This is a genomic window from Paenibacillus spongiae, assembly GCF_024734895.1.
Lineage (GTDB): Bacteria > Bacillota > Bacilli > Paenibacillales > Paenibacillaceae > Paenibacillus_Z > Paenibacillus_Z spongiae.
This window is the reverse complement of sequence record NZ_CP091430.1, coordinates 5,743,305-5,766,344: the sequence shown is the minus strand read 5'-3', so window position 1 is coordinate 5,766,344 and position 23,040 is coordinate 5,743,305. Positions and strand designations below refer to the sequence as shown.

At 53.1% G+C, this 23,040-nt stretch carries 26 protein-coding genes; 22 read left to right on the top strand and 4 right to left on the bottom strand.

Features of this window, described 5'->3' with window-relative positions:
- Window positions 1–22: 22 nt before the first annotated feature.
- Genes L1F29_RS26060 through L1F29_RS26050 form a run of 3 tightly spaced genes read left to right on the top strand, consistent with a single transcriptional unit; the run spans window position 23 to window position 3,506 of the window.
- Window positions 23–598 carry an RNA polymerase sigma factor gene (locus L1F29_RS26060; protein ID WP_373876434.1) on the top strand — a complete coding sequence of 192 codons (576 nt, stop codon included), beginning with the start codon at window positions 23–25 and terminating at the stop codon, window positions 596–598.
- Window positions 595–2,151: an ABC transporter substrate-binding protein gene (locus L1F29_RS26055; protein ID WP_258384946.1), complete on the top strand. Its 1,557-nt coding sequence runs from the start codon at window positions 595–597 to the stop codon at window positions 2,149–2,151. The genes L1F29_RS26060 and L1F29_RS26055 overlap by 4 nt, the downstream gene beginning before the upstream one ends.
- Window positions 2,148–3,506 carry an ABC transporter substrate-binding protein gene (locus L1F29_RS26050; RefSeq protein WP_258384945.1) on the top strand — a complete coding sequence of 453 codons (1,359 nt, stop codon included), beginning with the start codon at window positions 2,148–2,150 and terminating at the stop codon, window positions 3,504–3,506. Before L1F29_RS26055 ends, L1F29_RS26050 begins: the two co-directional genes overlap by 4 nt.
- A gap of 115 nt (window positions 3,507–3,621) precedes the next feature.
- Here the strand turns inward: L1F29_RS26050 and L1F29_RS26045 are convergent, their stop codons facing one another.
- The gene (locus tag L1F29_RS26045) at window positions 3,622–3,798 is read right to left on the bottom strand and encodes a putative holin-like toxin (RefSeq protein WP_258384944.1); all 177 of its coding nucleotides are present in this window, start codon (window positions 3,796–3,798) and stop codon (window positions 3,622–3,624) included.
- A gap of 146 nt (window positions 3,799–3,944) precedes the next feature.
- Complete coding sequence (locus tag L1F29_RS26040; protein ID WP_258384943.1) at window positions 3,945–5,114, bottom strand: ROK family transcriptional regulator; 1,170 nt, start codon at window positions 5,112–5,114, stop codon at window positions 3,945–3,947.
- 252 nt (window positions 5,115–5,366) lie between these two features.
- On the opposite strand from L1F29_RS26040, the gene xylA reads away from it, so the two are divergent.
- The 5 genes from xylA (at window position 5,367) to L1F29_RS26015 (ending at window position 11,215) form a co-directional block, all read left to right on the top strand.
- Window positions 5,367–6,680 (top strand): xylose isomerase, encoded by a 1,314-nt coding sequence (xylA, locus tag L1F29_RS26035; RefSeq protein WP_258384942.1) that lies wholly within the window; start codon window positions 5,367–5,369, stop codon window positions 6,678–6,680.
- 17 nt (window positions 6,681–6,697) lie between these two features.
- On the top strand, window positions 6,698–8,194 hold the full coding sequence (gene xylB / locus L1F29_RS26030) for a xylulokinase (protein WP_258384941.1): 1,497 nt from the start codon (window positions 6,698–6,700) through the stop codon (window positions 8,192–8,194).
- A 497-nt stretch (window positions 8,195–8,691) separates the two neighbouring features.
- Window positions 8,692–9,393 (top strand): ABC transporter ATP-binding protein, encoded by a 702-nt coding sequence (locus L1F29_RS26025; RefSeq protein WP_258384940.1) that lies wholly within the window; start codon window positions 8,692–8,694, stop codon window positions 9,391–9,393.
- Window positions 9,394–9,436: 43 nt separating this feature from the next.
- Window positions 9,437–10,717 (top strand): ABC transporter permease, encoded by a 1,281-nt coding sequence (locus L1F29_RS26020; RefSeq protein ID WP_258384939.1) that lies wholly within the window; start codon window positions 9,437–9,439, stop codon window positions 10,715–10,717.
- A gap of 96 nt (window positions 10,718–10,813) precedes the next feature.
- A complete protein-coding gene (locus L1F29_RS26015; protein ID WP_258384938.1) occupies window positions 10,814–11,215 on the top strand; it encodes a hypothetical protein in 402 nt (133 codons plus the stop codon).
- 106 nt (window positions 11,216–11,321) lie between these two features.
- Here the strand turns inward: L1F29_RS26015 and L1F29_RS26010 are convergent, their stop codons facing one another.
- Complete coding sequence (locus L1F29_RS26010) at window positions 11,322–12,581, bottom strand: BaiN/RdsA family NAD(P)/FAD-dependent oxidoreductase (protein WP_258384937.1); 1,260 nt, start codon at window positions 12,579–12,581, stop codon at window positions 11,322–11,324.
- A 417-nt stretch (window positions 12,582–12,998) separates the two neighbouring features.
- On the opposite strand from L1F29_RS26010, the gene L1F29_RS26005 reads away from it, so the two are divergent.
- From L1F29_RS26005 to acpS, 11 genes are all read left to right on the top strand, one after another.
- The gene (locus L1F29_RS26005; protein ID WP_258384936.1) at window positions 12,999–13,484 is read left to right on the top strand and encodes a hypothetical protein; all 486 of its coding nucleotides are present in this window, start codon (window positions 12,999–13,001) and stop codon (window positions 13,482–13,484) included.
- Window positions 13,481–14,002, top strand: coding sequence for an accessory gene regulator B family protein (locus L1F29_RS26000; protein WP_258384935.1), 522 nt, complete (start codon window positions 13,481–13,483; stop codon window positions 14,000–14,002). Before L1F29_RS26005 ends, L1F29_RS26000 begins: the two co-directional genes overlap by 4 nt.
- Window positions 14,003–14,006: 4 nt before the next feature.
- The gene (locus L1F29_RS34520; protein ID WP_373876433.1) at window positions 14,007–14,132 is read left to right on the top strand and encodes a cyclic lactone autoinducer peptide; all 126 of its coding nucleotides are present in this window, start codon (window positions 14,007–14,009) and stop codon (window positions 14,130–14,132) included.
- Between the two features lie 66 nt (window positions 14,133–14,198).
- Complete coding sequence (locus L1F29_RS25995) at window positions 14,199–14,576, top strand: LytTR family transcriptional regulator DNA-binding domain-containing protein (RefSeq protein ID WP_258384934.1); 378 nt, start codon at window positions 14,199–14,201, stop codon at window positions 14,574–14,576.
- Window positions 14,577–14,715: 139 nt separating this feature from the next.
- On the top strand, window positions 14,716–16,374 hold the full coding sequence (locus tag L1F29_RS25990; RefSeq protein WP_258384933.1) for a two-component system sensor histidine kinase NtrB: 1,659 nt from the start codon (window positions 14,716–14,718) through the stop codon (window positions 16,372–16,374).
- A 25-nt stretch (window positions 16,375–16,399) separates the two neighbouring features.
- Window positions 16,400–17,080, top strand: a complete 681-nt coding sequence (locus tag L1F29_RS25985; protein ID WP_258384932.1) for a hypothetical protein — start codon at window positions 16,400–16,402, stop codon at window positions 17,078–17,080.
- 56 nt (window positions 17,081–17,136) lie between these two features.
- On the top strand, window positions 17,137–17,289 hold the full coding sequence (locus L1F29_RS25980; RefSeq protein WP_258384931.1) for a hypothetical protein: 153 nt from the start codon (window positions 17,137–17,139) through the stop codon (window positions 17,287–17,289).
- Window positions 17,290–17,304: 15 nt separating this feature from the next.
- Window positions 17,305–17,736 (top strand): DUF3905 domain-containing protein, encoded by a 432-nt coding sequence (locus L1F29_RS25975; protein ID WP_373876432.1) that lies wholly within the window; start codon window positions 17,305–17,307, stop codon window positions 17,734–17,736.
- Between the two features lie 129 nt (window positions 17,737–17,865).
- Window positions 17,866–18,300, top strand: coding sequence for a BrxA/BrxB family bacilliredoxin (locus L1F29_RS25970; RefSeq protein ID WP_258384930.1), 435 nt, complete (start codon window positions 17,866–17,868; stop codon window positions 18,298–18,300).
- Window positions 18,301–18,311: 11 nt separating this feature from the next.
- Entirely contained in the window at window positions 18,312–19,121 is an 810-nt protein-coding gene (gene nadE / locus L1F29_RS25965) for an NAD(+) synthase (RefSeq protein ID WP_258384929.1), read from the top strand.
- A gap of 143 nt (window positions 19,122–19,264) precedes the next feature.
- Window positions 19,265–19,663: a holo-ACP synthase gene (acpS, locus tag L1F29_RS25960; protein ID WP_258384928.1), complete on the top strand. Its 399-nt coding sequence runs from the start codon at window positions 19,265–19,267 to the stop codon at window positions 19,661–19,663.
- 12 nt (window positions 19,664–19,675) lie between these two features.
- Here acpS and L1F29_RS25955 read toward each other — a convergent pair whose 3' ends face one another.
- Window positions 19,676–20,029, bottom strand: coding sequence for a c-type cytochrome (locus tag L1F29_RS25955; protein WP_258384927.1), 354 nt, complete (start codon window positions 20,027–20,029; stop codon window positions 19,676–19,678).
- 140 nt (window positions 20,030–20,169) lie between these two features.
- Between L1F29_RS25955 and L1F29_RS25950 the strand changes: the two genes are divergently transcribed.
- The 3 genes from L1F29_RS25950 (at window position 20,170) to L1F29_RS25940 (ending at window position 23,040) form a co-directional block, all read left to right on the top strand.
- On the top strand, window positions 20,170–21,039 hold the full coding sequence (locus L1F29_RS25950; protein ID WP_258384926.1) for an AraC family transcriptional regulator: 870 nt from the start codon (window positions 20,170–20,172) through the stop codon (window positions 21,037–21,039).
- Complete coding sequence (mutY, locus tag L1F29_RS25945) at window positions 21,036–22,334, top strand: A/G-specific adenine glycosylase (RefSeq protein WP_258384925.1); 1,299 nt, start codon at window positions 21,036–21,038, stop codon at window positions 22,332–22,334. Before L1F29_RS25950 ends, mutY begins: the two co-directional genes overlap by 4 nt.
- A gap of 73 nt (window positions 22,335–22,407) precedes the next feature.
- The gene (locus tag L1F29_RS25940) at window positions 22,408–23,040 is read left to right on the top strand and encodes a bifunctional 4-hydroxy-2-oxoglutarate aldolase/2-dehydro-3-deoxy-phosphogluconate aldolase (protein ID WP_258384924.1); all 633 of its coding nucleotides are present in this window, start codon (window positions 22,408–22,410) and stop codon (window positions 23,038–23,040) included.

Genomic DNA, 23,040 nt, shown 5'->3' with positions numbered 1-23,040 from the left:
TTGAATCGTCTACTTGTGAGAGGTGAACGACTTGCAGCAGTTCGACTATTTGAAACATGTGACCGGCGGACTAGACCGCTCTGCGGTTCTCGATGAGCTGATGCGGGAATATGGCAAGGATGTATGGAACTTTGCCTTCTTCTTAACCCGGCAGAGGGAGCTTGCGGATGACATCGCCCAGGATGTGTTCGTCAAGGTATACGAGCGACTCTACGATTTCCGGGGGCAATCGTCCGTCAAGACATGGCTGCTGGCGATCACGCGCAACAAAGCCAGGGATGCTCTTCGCTCCTCCTGGCTGCGCAAGGTGACGCTTCTTCCGGTCTGGTTCGACCGGGAAATGCATCCTTCAGCGGAACGGGAAACGATGGACAAGCTGGATATGGAGGAGGTCTGGTCCATCGTGCTTGAGCTGCCCCGCAAGCTGAGAGAAGCGCTGCTGCTTAACAGCCATTATGGGCTCTCGATGAAGGAAGCGGCAGAGCTGCTAGGGGTGTCCGAAGGCACGGTCAAATCGAGGCTTCACCGCGCGCGCGCAGCGGTGAACCGCAAATGGGCGAAGGAGACGGCTGCATGCGGGGAGGAAGAGTGGGTATGAATGGTCCGGAACAGGATTGGGAAGGGCGGCTCGCCGGCAAGCCACCGCTCACGAATGGGTTCACCTCGAAACTTGAACGTAAAGTGAGGGAACGTATTCGTATGCGATCGAATGAACGCAATGCACGAAAATCTCCGTTCCGAGCAGTGGCAGCAGTTCTGAGCATCACCCTGCTGCTTGGCGGCGGTTGGTGGTTTCGCGATGATTTGAAGCAACTGGCAGGACAAGGGGCTTCCAATGATGCTCTGGCATCGATCTTCGATGACCCTCTAGCCGGTCAAGAGGCTGTGCTGAAGGTCGGGCTTGTGGAGTATGGTGATTTTGACAATATCAAGAAACCATTCATCATTCGGCATCCTTTCGTCCAGATCGAGACGGTCTTTGCATCAGGCGAAATCCTCCAAGATCCGGATAAATATTCGGAATGGTTTGCCAAGGAGAATGCTGACCTGCTCATGCTCCCGATGCACAAGTATAGGGAGCTTGCGGCGGACGGGAAGCTGAAGGCGCTTGATACACTCATCAAGCAAAGCAATTTCGATGTGGAAGCGATTCATAAGCCGTTGATCGACCTGCTCCGCAATGCGGGCGGCGGGGAGCTGTATGGTTTGCCGGTCGAATTCCAGTCGAGCGCGTTGTTTGTCAACAAGACGCTGTTTGCCAAACATAACATCCCCCTGCCGGACGAGTCGGCGACAATGGACGATATCTTGAAGCTGGCCTCCCGGTTTGCCGGGACGGATGCCGCGGGGCTGACCACTTACGAGCGTGGCAACCCCTATGAGATCGCCCGTATCGCCGGACAATCCTCGGGCTTGAAAACGTTGGCCTTCGAGAAAGAACGGGTTACGGCTATGGTACAGACCGATGGCTGGAAACGGGTGTGGGAGCAGGTCGCGGAAGGGATCGAGGCCGGTTGGATCCAATACCCGGAGAAGATGGATATGACTAAGGGAAGCGTCTCCATGAGCGAGATCATGAAGAACGATTTGTTTGCGCAAGGGAAGGCGGCCATGTCGCTGGCAGGCAGCAATTATTACGGCTTCCTTATCGATGAAGAGGCCCGCGGGAAGAAGAAACCGGGTTTCGAATGGATGACCTCGTCCTACCGAATTGATTCCGCCGCAACGAATCAAGGAGAGTATATGGAGCCGATGTTCGTCTATGCCATGTCGTCCAGCACGAATAACGAAGATGCGGCGTGGGAGCTGCTGCAATTTACGGCCGGTCCGGAAATAGCATCGCGATTCGATCAGAGCAGCCGGTATGGAGGCAAGCTGCTTGGCCGCATGTCAGCGATGAAATCGCAGCCGAAGGAGAAATGGGCGGGCTTCTATTCGATGCAGCCGGATCCGTCGAATGCAGCGGCTGAGCTGGCACTTCAAGCCGACGCCCGATACGGCGAAGCGGCATCGCTTCTAGGGAGAGCAAGCAGTAAGCAGTTTCTGGACGTCGTTAACGGAACGAAGACGGTGGATCAAGCGCTCGCGGAGCTCCAGACGGAGCTGAATGCCTCGCTAGGCAAGCTGGGAAAGCGCGGTGAACAGCCATGATGAAGCGGCGGGGTCGCTTGGGAATTCTGCTTGCAGCTGCGGTTATGTTCCTGGTGGCGGTATTATCGGGTTGTACGAATGATGAACAGGGCGGGAACGGCAAGGAAAAGCCGCTCAAGATCGCCATCAGCTCAAAAGACTTCTATGAATTTGCCTACAAGGATTACATCGAAGCGGCATTCCCTGAACTGAAGGTACAGCTTATCGAACTGGAACCGGATTATAAAACGCAGGTTTCAGACGATGATTATATTGCTGCGATTAAGAGAGAGAAGCCGGACTTGATTCTAACTTCCAGCTGGCGATACGATATGCTTGCGGAGAGCGGGATTCTGACGGATTTATCCGTTCGGCTGACGGACAGCGGCATGAAGGAAGATGATTTTTATCCGGGCATGATCGAATGGATGAAGCGGCCGGGCGACGGCAAATTATACGGATTGGCACCTGATTTTCAAAGTGCCGTCCTGTACTATAACGCGGATTTATTTGAGCAATACAAGATCGATCCGCCGCAGGAAGGAATGACGCTGGCGGAGGTATATGAGCTCGGCAGCCGATTCGTCGATCAGGGCGGAGGGAAGGACGGTGTCGTCGGCTTCCATCAGCAATATATCAATCAGCCGCATGATATGTTAGACAGCTTCGCGAGAAGCGAGGGCATCCGGATGGTCGACTATGCGAAGGGCAAGATTACGATGGACACGCCATTATGGCGCGACAAGGTTCAGACCATCATTAAATTGTACCGGAACGGCACACTTTCCTTGAATAGAACGAAAGGCGAAGTGATTGACGACGTCGTTACGTATGGGAAGGAAGCGGCAGAGGCCGGCGATCTGTTCGGCAAAGGCAAAGCAGCCATGACGATCGTGTATTATAACGACGGAAACAGTTATCCGTTCGAGGTTGGCACGGTTACGCCGCCCGTAAGCTCATCCGACCGGGGGCGTACCAGCAGCATCTATGTTTTCGATGCGATGGCAATACCGGCTGATTCAGCCAATGCCGCGGTGGCGTGGGACGTGATCCGATTCATGACCAGCGACCATATGGCCAAAGTCAAGGCGCGTCTTGGTACAGGGATGGAAGGCTTCTCTGTCCGCCGGACTTATGTGGAATACAAGCAGGATCCGCTGATCGGGAAGCTGTTTGAGCTAATGCCTGTACAAACACCCGCGAATTCAACTGGGGACGTGGATACTCAGAAGTTCAATCCGCTCTTCCAGGAGCTAGTTAACCGGGAGGTCGAAGCTGCAGTCAGTGAAGGGAAGTCGACGGAGGATGTGATTCGCACGATTCAGAAGGATGGGCAATTGTTGCTGGATGCGGCGATTTCCATATCAAAAAAATGACGGTTCGCTCTTAACTGTTTCGCTGCCGACCTCTCTTGTGGTATAGTAAGAACAGATGAAGCCAAGCATGCAAAGGGAGCCGGTTGCCGCCGGTCTCCCTGCGCAATAGCCGCTATCAAGGGCGGTTGGCATGAACGAAGCAGCAGCATCGGAAGTAGGCCGCGTTCCTCGTTACAGGGCGGCCTACTTCTTTTTGGTTAAGCACGGTGACGAGGGTTAGGACCAGCGTCACGAGCGCAATTAGCAGCGAACTGGCACCGATCATAAGCGCCAACACGTCTTTAACCTCCACGGGCATCACCTCCCTTCAGGGAGTATTAGCCGGGCCGCCCTTGCAAGCCTTTCTATTACTCTTCCATTATACCGAACTTATGTTCGTATTGAAAGCATTCTTTAGGGACGAATTTCCTTTAGGAAATTCGTCCCTGTTTCTGTCGTTTAATATACGCCGCCTTTGATCTTGGTAAAAAATCGGCTGATGGCTTCATATGCGGCTCCGCGTACGGCAGACTGTTCGTTAAGCTCTGCGAACAGAATCCGCAGCCGTTCTCTGTGGTAGGACAGCGTTCTTGACGCTACCGCGTCCTGCAGGGCGCCGCCGATCCATGGCTTGGCACGGCTCATCCGGTTTCCGACAATAACGACGTCGGGATTGAAGACGTTGACAATATTCGCGATACCCGTGCCGAGTGCCGTCCCGATGCTGGAAAATAATTCGCGTACGCGAGTATCGCCATCCTCGGCAGCCTGGAGCAGCGCATCCAGATCCGTATAGCCAAGCGGTTCGGCCTGCTCCAGCAAGGCGTTCTCCGATGCATATAGCTCCCAACAGCCGTCATTGCCGCAGCGGCAGTGCTTCCCATTCATCTCGATCGATAAGTGTCCCAGCTCGCCGGAGAAGCCGGATGCCCCTTTATAAAGCTCTTTGTTCAGAATAATTCCGGTGCCGATTCCGATGCCGACGCTCACATAGATTTGGTGGGCGATTCCGCGCCCTGCGCCGTACTTCTGTTCGCCTTGGGCACCGGCGTTGGCTTCGTTATCGATACTGATCGGCACATCGTACCGCTGCTCTAAGGCTTGCTGCAGCTTGACCTGCGTCCAGCCGAGATTAGGGGCGAACAGAATCATGCCCTGTTCGTCGACGATGCCGGGAACGCCGACCCCGATACCGACAAGGCCGTACGGGCTGTCGGGGATCTCTTTACGCAGGCTGTCGATGCAAGCGGCAAGCTGCTCGATGACGGCCTGCTGCTCATTCGTCTTCAGAGGCAGCTCGCAGCCGGCGATAACGCCGCCTTCGAGGTCGGTCAAGACGCCGCGGATATAGTTAACCCCCAGATCGATGCCGATCGCATAGCCTGCCCGTGCATGAAAGAGCAGCAGTACGGGCTTTCGGCCGCCGCTTGATGCGCCTTGTCCGATTTCCAGGACAAGCTGGTTGTCGATGAGATCCTGCACGAGGCTGGATACCGTCGCTTTATTGAGGCCGGTTCGTTCGGATATTTGCGCTCGCGACAGAGGCGCATGCTTCAGGATCGCTTCCAGGACGATGGCTGTATTAATTTTCTTGATCATGGCGAGGTCGCCAGTGGGCTTCATTTTCATGGATGTGGATGCTCCTGTAACGTTTATGGTTACTATTGTGCTGCATGCAAGTTTATGGTTTCCAGTATAGCATATTACTTAGTTTGTTTAATAGACAAACTAAGTTAGGTCATGCTATGCTAAACCCATATAGCGTAAGGAGAGCGTTTCCATTCATTGAGGCGGTTGTTCAAGTCCGAATGGAGGACGCACTGCCACTGAACGTTCTTCAATGCGCCTATCGTTACGATAAATAAGGAGGCTATGATCGAGATGACTTATTTTACAAACATCGGCAAGATTCAGTACGAGGGCAAGGGCTCCGACAATCCGCTAGCATTCAAGCATTATAATCCGCAAGAGAAGATTCTTGGCAAGACGATGGAGGAGCATCTGCGCTTCGCCGTTGCTTATTGGCATACTTTCGTCGGCTCCGGGGCGGATCCGTTCGGTGTGGGCACGGCTGTGCGCGGCTGGGACTACGCGGATGCGATGGATCAGGCGAAAGCCCGGGTAGACGCGAATTTCGAGTTTCTCTCGAAAATCGGGATTCCTTATTATTGCTTCCATGATCGCGATATAGCGCCGGAAGGCGAGACGCTTCAAGAAACGAACCGCAATCTCGACGTGATTGCCGACCTGCTCGAGCAGAATATGAAGGCTTCCGGCGCCAAGCTGCTTTGGAATACGGCCAATATGTTCAATAACCCGCGTTTTGTGCACGGGGCAGGCACATCGTGCAACGCCGAAGTCTACGCCTATGCGGGCGCACAGCTCAAGAAATCGCTCGAAATCGGCAAACGTCTCGGTGCGGAGAATTATGTGTTCTGGGGCGGCCGGGAAGGCTACGAAACCTTGCTGAATACGGATATGGGCTTCGAGCTGGACAATTTGGCCCGCATGTTCCATATGGCCGTCGATTATGCGAAGGAAATCGGCTTCGGCGCTCAATTCCTGATCGAGCCCAAGCCGAAGGAGCCTACGAAGCATCAATATGACTTCGATGCGGCGACAACGATTGCGTTCCTTCAGAAATACGGCTTGACGGATTCCTTCAAGCTTAATTTGGAAGCCAACCACGCAACCCTTGCCGGCCATACGTTCGAGCATGAGATTCGCGTCGCGGCCATTAATGGCATGCTGGGCTCGCTGGATGCGAACCAGGGCGATCTGCTGCTGGGTTGGGATACGGACGAGTTCCCAACCGACCTGTACGCAACCACTTTGACCATGTACGAAGTGCTGAAAGCAGGCGGTATCGGCTCCGGCGGTATCAACTTCGACGCGAAGGTGCGCCGCGGATCGTTCGAGGACGAGGATTTGTTCCTCGCTCATATCGCAGGCATGGACAGCTACGCGTGGGGGCTGAAGGCTGCCGCGAAGCTGATCGAAGACAAGGTGCTGGACGGCATCGTCGACAATCGTTACCGCAGCTATAAGGAAGGCATTGGCGCCGATATCGCGGCGGGCAAAGTGACGCTGCATACGCTGGAGCAGTACGCGCTGCAGAACAAGCCGATCAAGAATGAGTCCGGCCGTCAAGAGCGTATCCGGCTGATGCTGAACGAAATCATCTACAGCGTATAGGGAGGTCCTTGAATACGATGTCCTATGTCATTGGGGTCGATCTGGGCACAAGCGCGGTGAAAGTATTGCTTCTGAACCGGGAAGGCGAAGTGCTCGCGGAAGCTTCGCGCAGCTATCCGCTCTTCCATGAGCACTCGGGCTGGAGCGAGCAGCGGCCCGACGATTGGGTTGAAGGCACGATCGAAGCGCTGCATGAATTGACGCAAGTAAGCGGTGCGGCTGCCGAAGCGGTTGAAGGAATTAGCTTCTCGGGTCAAATGCACGGCCTCGTGCTGCTTGACGGCGAAGGCATTCCGGTCCGCAACGCGATTCTGTGGAATGATACGCGGACAACGGCGGAATGCCGCGAGATTGAATCGCTGCTAGGCGATAAGCTGCTGCGTGTAACGCGGAATCCGGCGCTCGAAGGCTTCACCCTTCCCAAGATCCTTTGGGTGAAGAAGCACGAGCCGGAAGCATTCGCCCAAGCGGAGCTGTTTCTGCTGCCGAAGGATTACGTCCGCTATCGGCTGACGGGTCAGCTCCATATGGATTACTCTGACGCGGCAGGCACTCTGATGCTCGATGTGGCGGGCAAAACATGGAGTCATGATGTGCTGGCTGCATTTGGCTTGCCGCATTCATTCTGCCCGCCGCTTGTGGAGTCGCATGCCTGCGTAGGCACGCTTCTGCCGGAACAATCCTCGCGCTGCGGCTTGCCGGCCGGAACGAAAGTATTCGCCGGCGGTGCGGACAATGCTTGCGGAGCCATCGGCGCCGGTATTCTGCAGGACGGGCTGACGATGTGCAGCATCGGTACGTCCGGCGTCATCCTGTCCTATGAGCAGGGCAGCGGCCGCGACTACGAAGGCAAGGTGCACTTCTTCAACCATGGGAAGCAGGACGCGTTCTATTCGATGGGGGTTACGCTTGCGGCAGGTTATTCCTTGAGCTGGTTCAAGAACACATTCGCCAAGGACGAATCGTTCGACGATCTGCTTGCCGGGGTCGACGCTGTGCAGCCCGGCGCGAATGGACTGCTCTTCACGCCATACCTCGTCGGTGAACGAACGCCGCATGCGGATGCCGTGATCCGCGGCAGCTTCATCGGAATCGACGGCTCGCATGAACGGATTCATTTCGCCCGGGCCGTTATGGAAGGCATTACGTTCTCCCTGAATGAATCCGTCGACCTGTTCCGTGCCGCCGGAAAGACGGTAGATACGATTATTTCAATCGGTGGCGGCGCGCAGAACCCGGTTTGGCTGCAGATGCAGGCGGACATATTTAACGCGGACGTTGTCGCGCTGGAGAACGAACAGGGACCCGGACTGGGCGCCGCCATGCTGGCCGCTTACGGGTGCGGATGGTTCGGCAGCCTTGACGAATGCGCGGAGAGCTTCGTGAAGCGCTCGTCGGTCTATAAGCCGCAGTCTTCGGCAGCGGCTGCCTACGCGGGCTTATTCCGAATCTATCAGCAGGTATATACGCAGACTGCAGGCTTGAACGAATCGTTGAAGGCGTATCGGACTTAAGAGATGGAAACATAGCAGTTCATGATTATTGCCGTATACAGCGGGCGTTCTGCCCGCAGTATGCGGCTTTTATTAGTTCGTGCCAGAATTCGGGGATCGGTGCCGCTCCGGATTTCGTTGTATCGGAGTTAACGCGATCGATACGATCTACTCCCATAGTTCTTCCTACCCGTTCAAACTGATGATAAAGATATAGAGAATGTTGTAAAAAGTACATCATTACTTTGTCATTCAGGCGCTACAGGCAGTATTCTTGCAATTTCTGCAGCAATGCGGACATGAAACCGACTGGTGAGCCACTCAACGGGAGGATTTATTGCAGAATATACAACAATATCTCAATAACCAGTGTTTCTGCCCATGTATTGTTGCATTACTTACAAGATTATGAGACGTCTAACAATAACGTCCATGCTGCAGATCGTTTGAAACTAATTCCTGCCCGCAGTAGTATAGAAATAGATAACAGAGACGAAATAGCACATGGAGGGCTTACAATGGACGTACTAACCGTAGATATCCGTAAGGCGGGGTATGAGGAAGGCCGCCCTGTCATCCAGGATGTCGCCTTCAGCGTGGGCGGAGGCGAGCTGGTCGGCTTGATCGGACCGAACGGGGCTGGCAAGAGCACGACTGTAAAAGCGCTTCTTGGCTTGCTGCGTCATGTGGACGGAACGGTTACGTTCGCAGGCGAGGGCAGACGATACGCTTATGTTCCGGAACAACCCGTACTCTATGAATATATGACGTTGTGGGAGCATCTACAGCTTGCGGCCTCGGCGTTCGGTCTGGACGAACAGACCTTCCACGAGCGGGCTAATTTGCTGCTGAAACGATTCCGGATGCTGGGTGACCGCGACCGGCTGCCCACCGGCTTCTCGAAGGGCATGCAGCAGAAGATGATGCTTATTATCGGCTTCATGCTGGAGCCGGATATCTATGTGGTGGATGAGCCTTTCGTCGGTCTCGATCCCCGCGCGACCAGAGATTTTCTCGAGCTGCTGCAATCCGAGAGGCTGCGCGGCGCGGGCGTCCTCATGAGTACGCATGTGCTGGACACCGCCGAGAGAATATGCGATCGCTTCCTGCTCGTTAACGAAGGTTCGGTCGTTGCCCAAGGCTCGCTTGACGATGTGCGGCAGCAGGCTGCCTGCACCCGGGAAGCGACACTGTTCGACTGTTTCTATGCCCTTACATAAACAAATGCATAGGACACTCCACGATACCAATAGGGGGACGGGAATGGAACCAATAACAAAGCGAGCCGGAGGTGCGATCTGGACCGGCGGAAAATTGTTCCGGCGACGTCTGAGCAGGCGCTGGCTAGAGCAGTGGCGCGTATGGCGGACGGTTCTGGATTGGTCGGTGTGGATTTATATTGTCATCCCCGCTCTCTGGATCGGCGGGGGAATGTATGCAGAGCTGTGGACCGACCCTGCACCATGGATGAACCGGGTTCCCTTGTGGGCGACGCAGCTGGCGGCGCTATTAATCGTTAACACAGGTACGCTCCGTACCTTTGCGGAAGAGGCGGACGTGCTCTTCCTGCTGCAGAAACCGGATTGGAGTCGCGGTCTATTTATACGGGGCATGGCGTATACGGCTCTAGGACGCGGGATTGCAGCCGCGCTGTTCTTCGCATTCATACTGCCCATTATGGTCATCGCGCATGACCTTGCTTGGATTACGATACTGGAGATGTTCCTCTTAACGTGGCTGTGGTCCGTCATCGGCAGCCTATGGCATAACCTGTTGGAGGGCCGTTACCGCGGCTGGCGCAGAACAGCATGGAAGCTCGCGGCAATGCTGATGCTGTCCGCGACCTATATCGTTTCGGCATTGCTCTACACGCCGGAAGGCATTCATAGCGTGTGGCAGCCCGCAGCGGGGCTTATCGCGCTCGCGTTCCTGATCGCCAAGAAGCTCCGTGCACGCGATACCTTCGAGTCGGACGTTCAGCAGGAGCACCGCGCCCGGCTCGCCAGTACGGAACTGCTGCTCGGTCCGATCATGGAACGGAAGCCGAGGATCAAGATGAACAAGCCGATCGTTATGCGAAGCTCGAAGCGGATATTCCGGTCCTTCGAGCCCGCAGCGCTGCTGGCGGAGAATACGATCAAAAGCTTTCTTCGGCGCTTCTCCCAAATCCGGATATGGCTCGGCTATTTGAGTGTATCGACAACAGCCATGCTGCTGTCGCCATTATGGGTGAAGATTCTGCTGATGGTTTTGCTTCCGCTGCTCATCGCGCGGTGGGTACAGTCTTTATGCGAGAACTTCATTCAAGAACCGTTTATTGAACAGTTTAATTGGACGGACAGCATGATGAAGCAATCTGCTCAGCAGGTGAGGCTCTGGCTTGTTCTTCCCATCGCAGTCGTACTCGGGCTTGCAGGAGGAGTGCAAATGTTCGGAGTAGGGGGTCTGCTGGGCGGAGCTATAGCCGGATTGTATTGGTGGAAGGCGAATGAAGTCATGTCGGACGTTCTGATGCTGAAGCAGCGAAAGAAGGGCAAGTCGTAATGGGACAGCCCCATATTTTGCGGCGTATGCGAATTGTAGATTAGGGAACCCTAACCATAATGGAAGCATTTTACTGGAAGGGGGATGACTGCATATATGACACAGAATTCCGCACTGCTGTTCCGATTCGCCGATGACGCATCTGCCGCGCTTGCGGCGGAAACGCTGAGGGAACTAGGCTATGATCCCAGCTTTCACGGCAGCCAAGAGCTTCACATCCACTTGGAGGGGAGCGATTTGACAACCGCGCTTGAGATTGCCCAATCGCATGGGGGATCGCTTGCCAACCAGGCCTTGATCGAAGACGGTGTCATGAATGGCACGACGTACAGTCTCGACGCCATTCCAATTCCCGCCCATATGGTCAATGAAGATCTCGTTGCGCAGGAAACGGATTCGGACGCGCTTCGCAACCGTGACGACGATGCATCTGATTCCAGCGGATACCTCCTTGACGGTGGCGCATACAACCATTTCTCCGGCGATGTCAAAGCTTAGTGCCCCATCGTCATACCAAATCCCCGGTACGCTTCTTAGAGCATATCGGGGATTTTTGGCGAGGCTTGTCGATCGTTGCGTGTGTATTTGCCGTCATGATCATATGTTAAAGCTGGCGGGCTGCGCTTTTTCCTGCAAGGTAGCCTGTCGAGAAAGCGGCTGTAATGTTATAACCGCCCGTATAACCATGTATATCGAGAATTTCACCGCAGAAAAATAGACCTTGCATGAGCTTGGATTCCATTGTTTTGGGATCGATCTCCTTCAGATTAACCCCGCCGCCTGTTACGAATGCTTCTCTTAATGAAAGGGTTCCGTACGCCCGGATCGGGAAGGCCTTGATATGTTTGGCCAGCGTCATCCAACCCTGCCGGGGAATATTATCGTAGGTGAGAGCCTCGTCCAGCTCGGCAGCTTGGAGCAAAAGCGGAATAAGACGTTCCGGCACATAGCCCTTCAACACGTTTTTGATGGTCTTCTTCGATTCCGTCTTCGACAAATGCAACGTTTCCGAATAAACTTCATCCACGCTTTTATCGGGCAGGAGATCGACGGTAAGCATAATGTTCCCGGCCTCATACTGCTTTAACGCTTTGACGACGAATTGGCTGCACCGCAGCGCGGCAGGTCCGGATATGCCGAAATGCGTAAACAGCATGTCCCCTTGATGCTCGATGATCTTCTTCCCCTTGGGATTCCATACGGACAGGCCAATATCCCGGAGGGACAGGCCTTGAAGCTCCTTCGATTGAATGAAAGGCTCGTTGGATGTTATGGGAACCTCGGTCGGGAACAGCTCCGTGATCGAATGGCCGGCTTGCTCAGCCCAGACATATCCGTCGCCGGTCGAACCGGTCTGCGGAACCGATTTGCCCCCGGAGGCGATAATGACGTTCTTGCCGCTGAGTATGTCGCCTGATTTCAGACGCACGCCCGTAACGCTGCCGTCGGCGTACAGAACCTTATCGACAGGGGAGTCGACCCTGATCGCGACGCCCTGCTTGCGCACTTGATTGATCAGCGCATCGACGACGGTCTTGGCCTTGTCGGTGACGGGGAACATGCGGCCGTTGTCCTCTTCTTTCAGTGCGATGCCAAGGTTCTCGAAGAACGCGATAATATCCTTGTTGCCAAAATGCGATAGGGCGCTGTATAAAAATCTGCCGTTTCCGGGGATATGCTTGATCAGCTCGTCCAGCTCTTTATTGTTCGTTACATTGCATCTTCCGCCTCCCGAGATGCCCAGCTTGCGTCCGAGCTTATCTCCCTTATCGACAAGAATGACCCTGCCTCCGGTTTCGCTGGCGGCGATGCCGGCCATTAGGCCTGCGGAACCACCGCCGATGATGATGACATCAAATATCATAAGATTTTTACTCCTAGTCGTTCGTAATTTTTGGAAATTTTATCCTGATTATTCGGGCACATAAACGAGCCGAAAGTCTCTGGAATTCTTTGTTTATGCCCGTTTATCTTCACTCAAGGCTATTATTCATACTATCCGTCGAAGTTATGGTCTACTCTGACGAGGAAGTAAAAATATGTATTTATTTGTACCAGTTTTAGTTGTATAGTAGTGGTAAAGACAACCTATGGTGAGCTGCAGGGGGACCCAATGACGACTTTTTTTGTAGATTTTATTGTAAACGTTTTTGAGACGATTGCGCTATTTTGTCTCCTACTATCAATATTTATGTTTCCTATTCGTTCATATGGCACACAGATGCTATTTACATCCATAATTATGGCACAAACCTCTTATATTGTGCGTGAAGTTTTTCATGTGGAAAATTTAACGCCGCTCTTTATGCTCGGATGGATGATTATCCTGATCTGGCTGCTGTTCCGGGTGCATTTATTCTACGCACTGCTAATGGCGGTTACCGGTTATTTCGTTTATGTCTCCGTCCAAATGATCATTATATTTGTCATACAATGGCTGCTGGGCGTCGAGAATCTGACAACGGATTTCTACCATCAGAAGATGCTTCAAGTCATCTGTTCCGTCATTGCCGTACTTGCCTCATACATATTGTCGAAAAAAAGAATCGGTTTCTCGTTCGTGCCCGACCGCAGTTATGCGAAAGTGCCGTTAATCGGCGTGAACCGCGCGCTGCTGCAAGTCCTTATCGTATCCAGCGTTATTATCATTGCGATCGCCTACTCCGGATTCGAGGGGAAATTGAAATTTGCCGTCTCGGCAATTTCCGTCATTACGATTATATTAATCATCATCCAGCTGTCCTTGTGGAAGGAGCGTAAAGAATGATAGACGCGCTATCGGAACGTATCAGCCTCAGAATCTATGAATTGAACGATAAGAAAAACGTCAGCCAGGCCGTCATGAAATATGCGCTGGTCTCCGTTTTCACCAATACGATCACATTCATTCTTTCCTGCGTTATCGGCATTCTTGCCGGCGCTTTTGCAGAGACGTTGATTGCAATGGTATTAATCGCTTTATTGCGCACATTATCCGGCGGCTATCATCTGCAATCCGCTGTTCTCTGTATCGTTGTATCAACAGTCGTTATTACGGTTATTCCCTTTATACCCGTGAATTCTACAATGGTAATTGTGCTGACTTTGATTGCCGCCGTTCTTAATTTCATCTATGCGCCTTCCCGCCTGAGGGGGGTAACCAGATTGTCGGAGAAGGCCCTTCAGTTCAGGAAATGGCTTGCCATTGCCATCATTCTTAGTAATCTCGTAATCTCTTCTGATATAGTATCACTAGCGTGCATTGTACAAGCGATTACGTTGATTAATAAATCCAGAAGGGGGTGAAAATATGAAAACCAAATTCGCACGCGTATTGGCAACTGCACTAGGCGGTTTAGCTGTTGTTTTTGTTTCCACTGCCTGTATCTGGGTTGGACACCGTCCTGAGACTCCGGCTGAGCTATTGCAGAAGTAATCAACAAGGGCTGCCGCCCGCAAGCGGCGGCCCATTCCAACAAGGAAACGCTTTGGAGTGTAGGCTATGAAAATCCCCGTTACCCGAGACAAGAATAACGATACGCCGATCTTCATGCTGGATACGGCGGATATTCTATATATCCAAACCGATGAAGGAACCATCGTGTTTCAAACGGCGAGTGAAAGTTACTATCCTCTGGCGCCCTCTCTATCCACCTATGTGAAACATCTGGAGCAGTACGGCTTTCATAAACTTGACCGAATCAATCTCGTCAATAAGAATAAAATTGTAGCCTACGACCATGATCACGGGAAGGTTTTTTTTGAATCCGTTGACGATAAACAAGGAAAGTCGACAACAGTCGCGTTTATGCACCGAAGCAAGCTGCGACAAGACATCGAAAGATGGATCGACGAAAACATCAATAGATCGGATACATAGGGAGTCGCCGGATTATTTTCCGACGGCTTTTTTCTTCTGATGCCTATCTAATCTCGTTGTAAAAATTAGTTACCTATGTTTTAATCGGATATAATGGGAATTATTTGTCGGATATGATCGGGGGGAGATTCGTATACTTGTGTGGAAGCAGACGCTCTTGCAAGTCATTGTCGCCTTGATGCCCGTGTTCACTTTTCAGCTCTGGTACGAACGTTCAAAGACTCGAAAATATATTCCCTTCGTTTTCGGCTTTCTATGCTTTGTGGCGATGGTAGTCAGCTATGCCGCATGTTCGAATAGCGAGTACTTTCATGTGGATTATTGCTTAGTGCCGCTGCTTGTTGGATCATTGTACGGTGGTTTTTATGTAACCGTAACGCTCGTCCTTACGTATGTAGCCTTACAGCTTGTTACGGGCTATGGTGCATGGACATGGGTGGAGATTGGCGGCGTGCTGCTGATTATGCTGCCGGTTCTGCTTAAGGCAATACGACCGTTCCAACAAGCGGACCGGGAAGGCAGGCAGCGGCTTGCGCTAGGCGCGGCTGCTGTAATGATGCTTATCGAATTCGTGGTATTCTTAAGCTATCAATATGTAGAGCGGCCCGATACGACACCTTTATCTCTATACCTGTTCATGCATTCGGGCTTCTATTTCCTTACGACGTGGGTCATTGTCTTCCTCGTGGAAAATTTTAGAGAAAAACAAACGCTGCATGAGAAGTTAGAGATGATCTCGAACAATTACCGGCTTGAAGTGCAGAAGATGCAGCAATTCATCGATAAGACGCCGCTTGGCGTCCTGTTTACCGATCAACATGGAATGATTACGCATATTAATGAGATGGCCTTCACTACTTTGCAGCATTCATTATCAGGCAAAGAGCGGGATGAATTATTAGGCATGCCATATACGGTATTGAATGAAGGCATGGAGCATTCTCCGCTGAGCAAACAATTGAATCAAGCATTGAACGGGTTTCAAACTTCCTCGGAGATTATTCTGGGGCAGGGAAAGATTTATATGCAAACCGGCATTTGTGTTCGTGACATGCTGAACCAGAACATCATTGGCGCCGCTATCATATCGCATGATATCTCGGAATTGAACCGGCTGCGCGATGAAGTCGGACGTATGGAGAGACTGAGTCTCGTCGGTCAAATGGCTGCCAGCATTACGCATGAAATCCGCAATCCAATGGCTGTCATTCGCGGCTTCATTCAACTGATGCGGGAGCGGAGTCCGGAGCATCAACAGGAATATTTTCGGATTGTCATGGAGGAGCTCGACCGCGCCAATGGGATCATCAACGATTTTCTCTCGCTCGCCCAGAACCGGATCATTGAGAAGGAAAGCTGTTCTCTTCACGATATCATCCATGACCTGATGCCGCTGCTTCTGGCAGATGCGAATATGCGCGGGCAAACAATCGAGCTCAAGCTTGACGAATATATGCCGAGACTGATGTTGAATGCAAAGGAAATGAAGCAGCTTATCTTGAATCTGGCCCGGAACGGCATGGAAGCGATGGACCATACGGGCATATTGAAGATCTGCACGCAAGTTACGAGCGACCATGTTGAGCTACGGGTTATCGACGAAGGATGCGGGATACCGAAGGAACAGCTGGAACGTCTATTCGAGCCGTTCTACACAACGAAGGCGCGCGGGACCGGGCTTGGTTTGCCTTTATGTTTAAGCATCGTGGAACGGCACGGAGGCCAGATTCGGGTCGAATCCGTGGAATCAATCGGTACCGCTTTCATTGTTACATTCAATCGATATGCAGACCTATAAAAGCTAACCGAATGGGGAAGAACCTATGCCAGACATTGTTTCAATCGGGCCGTTCCGTGCGGACGGAACGCTTCTTACTGTCCTTATATCGCTGGCCGTCGGCATGGCAGCGCTGGCCATATGGATCAGGCTGGATCCTGCGTCGAGACAGGGACCTTGGATTGATATATTAATGACCGCTTCCATTATTACGCTGCTTGGTTGGAAGCTGGGATTTCTGCTGAGGGATCCCAGTTTGCTGTGGACCCGCCCATCGGCGATATTGATTATGCGGGGAAATGCCGCGGATGTGATTATCGGTTTGGCAGGGGCTGTTATTTATTTGATCGCGATGCACTTGCGCAAACGAATGTCTTGGAAGGGATTCCTGAACATGCTTCCCTTCGCCCTTCTGCCCGGATGGATCACGTGGAGCGCATTGAATGAATTTCCCTATCAGCTGATCTATGCGATCGTCTACGCCGCGGTTTTCGTATGGCTCATCATGCAGAAGGCATCGGAAGTGCCGGATGACGGAAGTACGATAAGCAGCGCACTTCTTGGTATCGGAATAGGAGGGCTGATCGCAAGCCTGTTCGCCCCGTATCCTCCCGGTTATGTACCGGGTCTGACCTTAGGCTTGACGGTTTCTCAATGGCTGTTGATCGGCACCGGCATCCTTGGCGCGGTCATACCTTATGCTTATTCGGGCAAGAAGCGCGAATGAAACGGGATAGCCTCTCCAACATGGGTACATAATAGGGTTGGAAGGGGGTGCCAGCAATGATGATGGAAGATAACCGGAATGCCGGACGCTCGAAGTCCGTTTCCAGGCCGGATGCATCGGCTGACCGCAATGGAGGCCGGAAGCCGGTAGCACCGGAATCGGCAGCATTCGATAAGAAATTGGACGGCCCGAACCGGCCTTCGACGTGAGGAGGGATTGCTGCCGTGAACTCTAAATCGACGGATGGCTCATCGGAGCAAAGCCGCAACTCGTTTGACCGCGAGCCCTTGGTGAACAAAGACGATCCGGCGCTGGATCCGTACGAAATCAATTTTCTGCCGCAATTCCAGCATGGCCGGGGTCCGCGTTCTCCGTTTGTCAACAGCAGCGGCGTCGTGATCGGGGATCATCAATACGATTCGCCGCAATCGCCGCTTAACCGCTGGACGACCGATACGGATCCGGCGGTCATGTCCGGGGACGAATGGGTCCATCCATTCAAGGATATCGGCTTCCTTCGAGACGAGAATCGGGATTATTTTGAGAAAGGCATCCCGCCGCAGCCGGGTATATTCATGCATCCGGATAAAGATGCGGCTTATGCAGCGGGACTGGATCGTCCCGAGAAGGAGCAGGGCAGCGAGCTAGAATCGTAAGGATTGCAATCGGTGTATGCGCACCGATTGTTTTTTTTGTTATGGGACGCGTACAGATTGCTTTGCTTTCACTTCTGGCGGGGGTTATAATGGGAAATAAACGACTTTACTTTGAGGGAGTGGTAATACATGTCAATGTCTTTCGAACGATATATGCTGGATACTGTACAACCTATGCGCGATGATCTGACGCGTCTGGGCGTTCAAGAGCTCCGTACGGCCGACGAGGTTGAAGCTGCGCTTCCAACGGCTAAAGGCACGGCGCTCGTTGTGATCAATTCGGTTTGCGGCTGTGCAGCCGGTCAATGCCGTCCAGGTGTCGGCAAAGCGCTGGAGCATGACGTAACGCCGGACCACCTGTTCACCGTATTTGCCGGCCAGGACAAAGAGGCGACCGCGAAAGCTCGTGAATATTTTGCTCCGTATCCGCCTTCTTCCCCATCCATTGCACTCATGAAAGATGGAGAACTCGTATACTTTATTGAACGTCATCAAATTGAGAACCGTTCGGCTGAAGCAATTGCGGCAGACCTTGCTGGAGCATTCGACCGGTTCTGCCGATAAGAGGTGATCGTATGAGCTTGCAGCAGGAAATTATTCAGCGGCTTGGCGTCAAGCCGGAGATCGATCCGGCGATAGAATGCCGCAAACGGGTTGATTTTCTTAAGGAACACGTTCGCAACTCGGGAACGACCGGGCTGCTGATCGCCATTAGCGGCGGGCTCGACAGCGCCGTTGCGACAGGCCTCTGCAAGAAAGCGACGGATGAGCTGACGGCGGAGACCGGAAAGCCTTATATGACGCTGGGCGTTTTCCAGCCTTACGGCGAGCAGGGCGATATCGCCCACAGCTACGAGGTTGCCGAGGCATTCAAGCTCGAGCACCGCGTCGAGACGAATATTCAAGAAGCGGTCGACGAGATCGCCCTTGAAGTGGAGCATGCGATGAAGGACATCGGCATCTCGCGTCACATTAGCCGTGGCGGCAAAGGCAATGTGAAGGCTCGCACCCGGATGGTGGTGCAGTATGCGCTGGCATTCGACTTGAACCTGCTTGTTGTCGGCACCGATCATGCTTCGGAGGCCATTACCGGCTTCTATACCAAATGGGGCGACGGGGCGGTCGACATTACGCCTCTGAGCACGCTTAACAAGCGGCAGGTCGGTCAGCTCGGCGCCTACCTTGGCGTGCCGCAGAGCGTGCTTGACAAGGCGCCGACAGCAGGCTTATGGGAAGGGCAGACCGACGAGAATGAGCTGGGCATTACCTATGCCGATAACAGCGATTATCTGGAAGGCAAAGTCATCAACGATGAAGCGCGGGAGAAGCTGGAGAAGCAGTATGTGAAGACACACCATAAACGCGATCCGATTCCTGGCATCTAACCGTCTGTACGGCGGCTTACTGACAACCGAGCCCCGATACAAGCGGATCTAACGGTTGCAGATGTACGTATTCAAATAAAAAATAGTGGCGGAATGCCACTATTTTTGCGTTATGGGGAGAACGACAGAGGAGGCGCTGCAGTATGATACTTGGCATCGGACATGACATAACGTCCATTGAACGAATCGATTCACTGCTTCAAGGCAAAGCGGGAGAGCGATTCAAAGCGCGTATCTTGACGGATACCGAACGGGCGGCGGCATCCGAATTGAGCGGCGGCCGTCTAGCGGAATATGTAGCCGGGCGGTTCGCGTCCAAAGAAGCCGTGTCCAAAGCGTTCGGCTGCGGAATTGGCGGCACATTAAGCTTCCATGATCTGGCCATCGTTCGAAGTTCTCTAGGCAAGCCGGAGTGTCAGCTAAGCGCGGCGGCTTGGGAGAAACTCGGGCTTGCCGAGGAGCAAACGGCTGTGCATGTCACGATTACGCATGACGGACCGCTCGCATCCGCATTCGTTGTCGTAGAGCGGCTGCGAGCCTGACGGTGACTTCGGTCACTTCTTCGAAGCCAGCCACTCCGCGAGCGCGGTTATTTCATCGGCTTCAAGCTTGGAGGCGAATTCGGGCATGGAACCTTCGCCGTCCCGGATTTGCTGGATAATTTCCTCTTCCGTCATCCGGGCGCCGACGTCCTGCAGATTAGAAGAGGCGCCCATCTTCCCCTGCAGCTCGGAACCGTGGCAGGAGACACAGTTCGCTTTATAGATTTTGACTGTCTGGGCAGGACCTTCAAGCGTATTCGATCCTCCTCCCCCGCAGCCGGTCAATAAGATCATGACGGCGCCCAGCATCAGAGGGAGTGCATTTCTTAAAATCCGACTTGGGGTATTGGATGTCATCTTCATCATTCCATATCGTTCCTTTCGTCGTCGTGCTTGCCTGATCCACAGCGGTTTGTACCCAAATAGTGGCATGTCCTTTTTATAACATACCCTTTATAATAGAGAATGGCAAAGCCGTTGAATTGATTTCTATATTGGGAGCTGCTATGAAACCTACATACAAGATGATTTTACAAAATTACTTTCATCGCTTTCAAGCGGCTGTATCTATGGCGGCGTTCTCGGAAAATCTGCCGGATTGGAATCAAGCCGAGATTCCTGATTATCACCGGTATTGGTATATTCGCAGTGGAGAAGGTTGGCTGGTAATGGATGATCAAACTTATGAAATCAAGCCTGGCCGGCTTTATGTGCTGCCTGCGGGGAGCTCACAATCCTTCGGTACGGACAGCAATACAGGAATTGAGATGTACTGGTGTCACTTTCGGGCGGCAATCGGAGACCTGGAGTTTTTACATCAGCTCAAGTTTCCGATCAGTGTTGAAATTGACGACCATAAGAACATCGAATCGATCTTTGAACGTATGATTCAATCCTATCGTTCGCAATCGTTAACGAAGGAGCTGCGATTGCGGTCGGCCATGTTGGATCTGATGGCTGCGTATTTGGATCACTGCAAATTAAACGATATAACGGGCGAAGGGATCGAGCTGGTCGAGAAGATGGACCCGGTTCTTCGCTATATCGAAGAGCATATAAGAGAGAATATCAAGGTCGATAAGCTGGCAAGCATTGCCTATCTACATCCGAACTATTTTATCGGCTTCTTCAAAAATGTGGTGGGTTGTTCGCCCATCCAATACGTGAACGGAAGACGGCTGGAGAACGCGAAGCGGCTGTTAGAGGAAACGACGGCAAGCGTGGCGGATATCGCCAAGCAGGTAGGCATGCAAAATCATTATCTGTCCCGCTTGTTCAAGCAGTACATCGGATTGACTCCAAGCCGCTACCGGCAGCTATACCGCATGTCCGCAGCGTCAAGCGGCATAAAGGAAGGAAGTGAAGAGCTTTCATGACAACAGAGGCGGCCGAATATTTCAGTCGCGAGCTGCTAGGCTGGTACCGTCAGAATAAACGGGTGCTGCCATGGCGGATGAACCGCGATCCGTACCGGATCTGGGTATCGGAGGTCATGCTGCAGCAGACGAGAGTCGATACGGTGATTCCTTATTACGAACGGTTTATGGACAAGTTTCCGACCGCTGAGGCATTGGCGGAAGCGCCGGAGGCAGAGGTGCTGAAGTGTTGGGAAGGGCTTGGCTATTATTCCCGCGCCCGTAATCTTCAAGCAGGAGCGCAGGAGGTCGTAAGCCGTCATGACGGCGTCGTACCCGACGATAAAGCGGCGGTATCTGCGCTAAGAGGCGTTGGTCCGTATACGGCAGGAGCCATCATGAGCATTGCCTTTAACCGTCCCGAGCCTGCAGTGGACGGCAATGTCATGCGCGTCTTGTCCCGTTATTTCTGCTTGGAGGATGACATTGCGAAGCCATCCACCCGCGTAAGCATCGAGAAGCTGGCTGCGTCCTTAATCCCTGAAGGCGCAGCCGGAGATTTCAACCAAGCCTTGATGGAGCTTGGCGCCCTCGTATGCACGCCCAAGTCGCCGGGCTGCCTGACCTGTCCCGTGATGGCTCATTGCGAAGGAAGGATGGCGGGCAAGGAGCATATCCTTCCGATCAAGACGAAGGCGAAGCCGCCGCGTCCGGAATTACGGCTGGCTGCCTTAGTTACCGGCACGGGATCGCATGCCGGCAAGATTCTGATCCGGCAGCGTCCGGACACCGGGCTGCTCGCGCGAATGTGGGAGCTGCCGCATATAGCGGGTCCGTCGATCGCCGCGGCAGAAGACAGTGACATGCCGAAGAAGCGCCGCCGTGCCGGGGCTAAGGCAGAGCCCGTGCCGCAGCGCGTGCGCGAGGAGCAGATGGATATCCTCTGCCGCACCTTGGCCGGCGAAGAACGTGTCCTGATTCGGCCGACAAGCTGGTGGGGCGAAGCGGAGCATGTTTTTAGCCATCTGGTCTGGGATGTTCAAGTCTACATAACGGAGTTCGGCTTTATGCTGGAAGAAGCCGCTGCGGCACAGGAGGCGTCCGCTCTTCTGGCGGATCGGGCGGCTGAAGCGCATGCGGTTTATGCATGGCAGCATGACGCAGGGAATGAACCGGCAGCAGAGGCCGCCGAAGCGGACAACCTAGCGAGCCTACCGGCCAACTACCGTTGGATTGGTCCTGAAGATATGTCAAATTACGCATTTCCTAACGTATTCTTGCGCATTTTACGCGAATATTGGGAGACGGTTGATTGATTCATACCCTTATTCGTTCTACAATAGACAGTGTTAGGTTTATAAATAGGGATGTGTAAGGGAGGATCATACGATGAGTCAGATGCTGGACCGACTGCTGCAGGAAAAGGTAGTTGCTATTTTTCGTTTTATCGAGGATCAATACGCTGACCAGGCAGCGCAAGCTTTGCTGGATGGCGGCATTACATTGATGGAAATTACGATGAATACCGAGGGCGCGACCAATATGATCGCCCGCTGGCGCGAGAAGTTCGGCGAACAGGCTTCAGTCGGAGCGGGGACGGTGCTTGATCTGGATATGGCGAAGGAAGCCGTTGCTGCCGGATCGCAATTCATGATTTCCCCGAACCTGGATGAGTCTGTCGTCGTTTATGGCTATGAGAACGGCGTTCCTGTATGGCCAGGCTGCATGACGCCAACGGAAATCGTCCGGGCCTGGAAAGCGGGAGCGGAAGCGGTGAAGGTGTTCCCGATGGGAACGCTGGGCTGGAAGTACTTGGCGGAAATCCGCGCGCCATTGGACAAAATACCGATGATGGCATCTGGCGGCGTCGATCTGGATAACATCGGCGATTATTTCAAAGCAGGCGCCAGCGCGGTAGGCATGGGCAGCAAGCTGCTCAATATGGATTGGGTGCGCAGCGGACGATTCGATCTGCTGACCGAAAGGGCAAGCAAGTTCGCAGAAGCGGCTAAATCCTTGTAA

Excerpts from the sequence above, each read along its gene's own strand:
- L1F29_RS26055 (WP_258384946.1), top strand. The coding sequence starts at position 595 with ATGAATGGTCCGGAACAGGATTGGGAAGGGCGGCTCGCCGGCAAGCCA.
- L1F29_RS26050 (WP_258384945.1), top strand. The coding sequence starts at position 2,148 with ATGATGAAGCGGCGGGGTCGCTTGGGAATTCTGCTTGCAGCTGCGGTT.
- L1F29_RS26040 (WP_258384943.1), bottom strand. The coding sequence starts at position 5,114 with ATGAAAATGAAGCCCACTGGCGACCTCGCCATGATCAAGAAAATTAAT.
- xylA (WP_258384942.1), top strand. The coding sequence starts at position 5,367 with ATGACTTATTTTACAAACATCGGCAAGATTCAGTACGAGGGCAAGGGC.
- xylB (WP_258384941.1), top strand. The coding sequence starts at position 6,698 with ATGTCCTATGTCATTGGGGTCGATCTGGGCACAAGCGCGGTGAAAGTA.
- L1F29_RS26025 (WP_258384940.1), top strand. The coding sequence starts at position 8,692 with ATGGACGTACTAACCGTAGATATCCGTAAGGCGGGGTATGAGGAAGGC.
- L1F29_RS26020 (WP_258384939.1), top strand. The coding sequence starts at position 9,437 with ATGGAACCAATAACAAAGCGAGCCGGAGGTGCGATCTGGACCGGCGGA.
- L1F29_RS26015 (WP_258384938.1), top strand. The coding sequence starts at position 10,814 with ATGACACAGAATTCCGCACTGCTGTTCCGATTCGCCGATGACGCATCT.
- L1F29_RS26010 (WP_258384937.1), bottom strand. The coding sequence starts at position 12,581 with ATGATATTTGATGTCATCATCATCGGCGGTGGTTCCGCAGGCCTAATG.
- L1F29_RS26000 (WP_258384935.1), top strand. The coding sequence starts at position 13,481 with ATGATAGACGCGCTATCGGAACGTATCAGCCTCAGAATCTATGAATTG.
- L1F29_RS34520 (WP_373876433.1), top strand. The coding sequence starts at position 14,007 with ATGAAAACCAAATTCGCACGCGTATTGGCAACTGCACTAGGCGGTTTA.
- L1F29_RS25995 (WP_258384934.1), top strand. The coding sequence starts at position 14,199 with ATGAAAATCCCCGTTACCCGAGACAAGAATAACGATACGCCGATCTTC.
- L1F29_RS25985 (WP_258384932.1), top strand. The coding sequence starts at position 16,400 with ATGCCAGACATTGTTTCAATCGGGCCGTTCCGTGCGGACGGAACGCTT.
- L1F29_RS25980 (WP_258384931.1), top strand. The coding sequence starts at position 17,137 with ATGATGATGGAAGATAACCGGAATGCCGGACGCTCGAAGTCCGTTTCC.
- L1F29_RS25970 (WP_258384930.1), top strand. The coding sequence starts at position 17,866 with ATGTCAATGTCTTTCGAACGATATATGCTGGATACTGTACAACCTATG.
- nadE (WP_258384929.1), top strand. The coding sequence starts at position 18,312 with ATGAGCTTGCAGCAGGAAATTATTCAGCGGCTTGGCGTCAAGCCGGAG.
- acpS (WP_258384928.1), top strand. The coding sequence starts at position 19,265 with ATGATACTTGGCATCGGACATGACATAACGTCCATTGAACGAATCGAT.
- L1F29_RS25955 (WP_258384927.1), bottom strand. The coding sequence starts at position 20,029 with ATGATGAAGATGACATCCAATACCCCAAGTCGGATTTTAAGAAATGCA.
- L1F29_RS25950 (WP_258384926.1), top strand. The coding sequence starts at position 20,170 with ATGAAACCTACATACAAGATGATTTTACAAAATTACTTTCATCGCTTT.
- mutY (WP_258384925.1), top strand. The coding sequence starts at position 21,036 with ATGACAACAGAGGCGGCCGAATATTTCAGTCGCGAGCTGCTAGGCTGG.
- L1F29_RS25940 (WP_258384924.1), top strand. The coding sequence starts at position 22,408 with ATGAGTCAGATGCTGGACCGACTGCTGCAGGAAAAGGTAGTTGCTATT.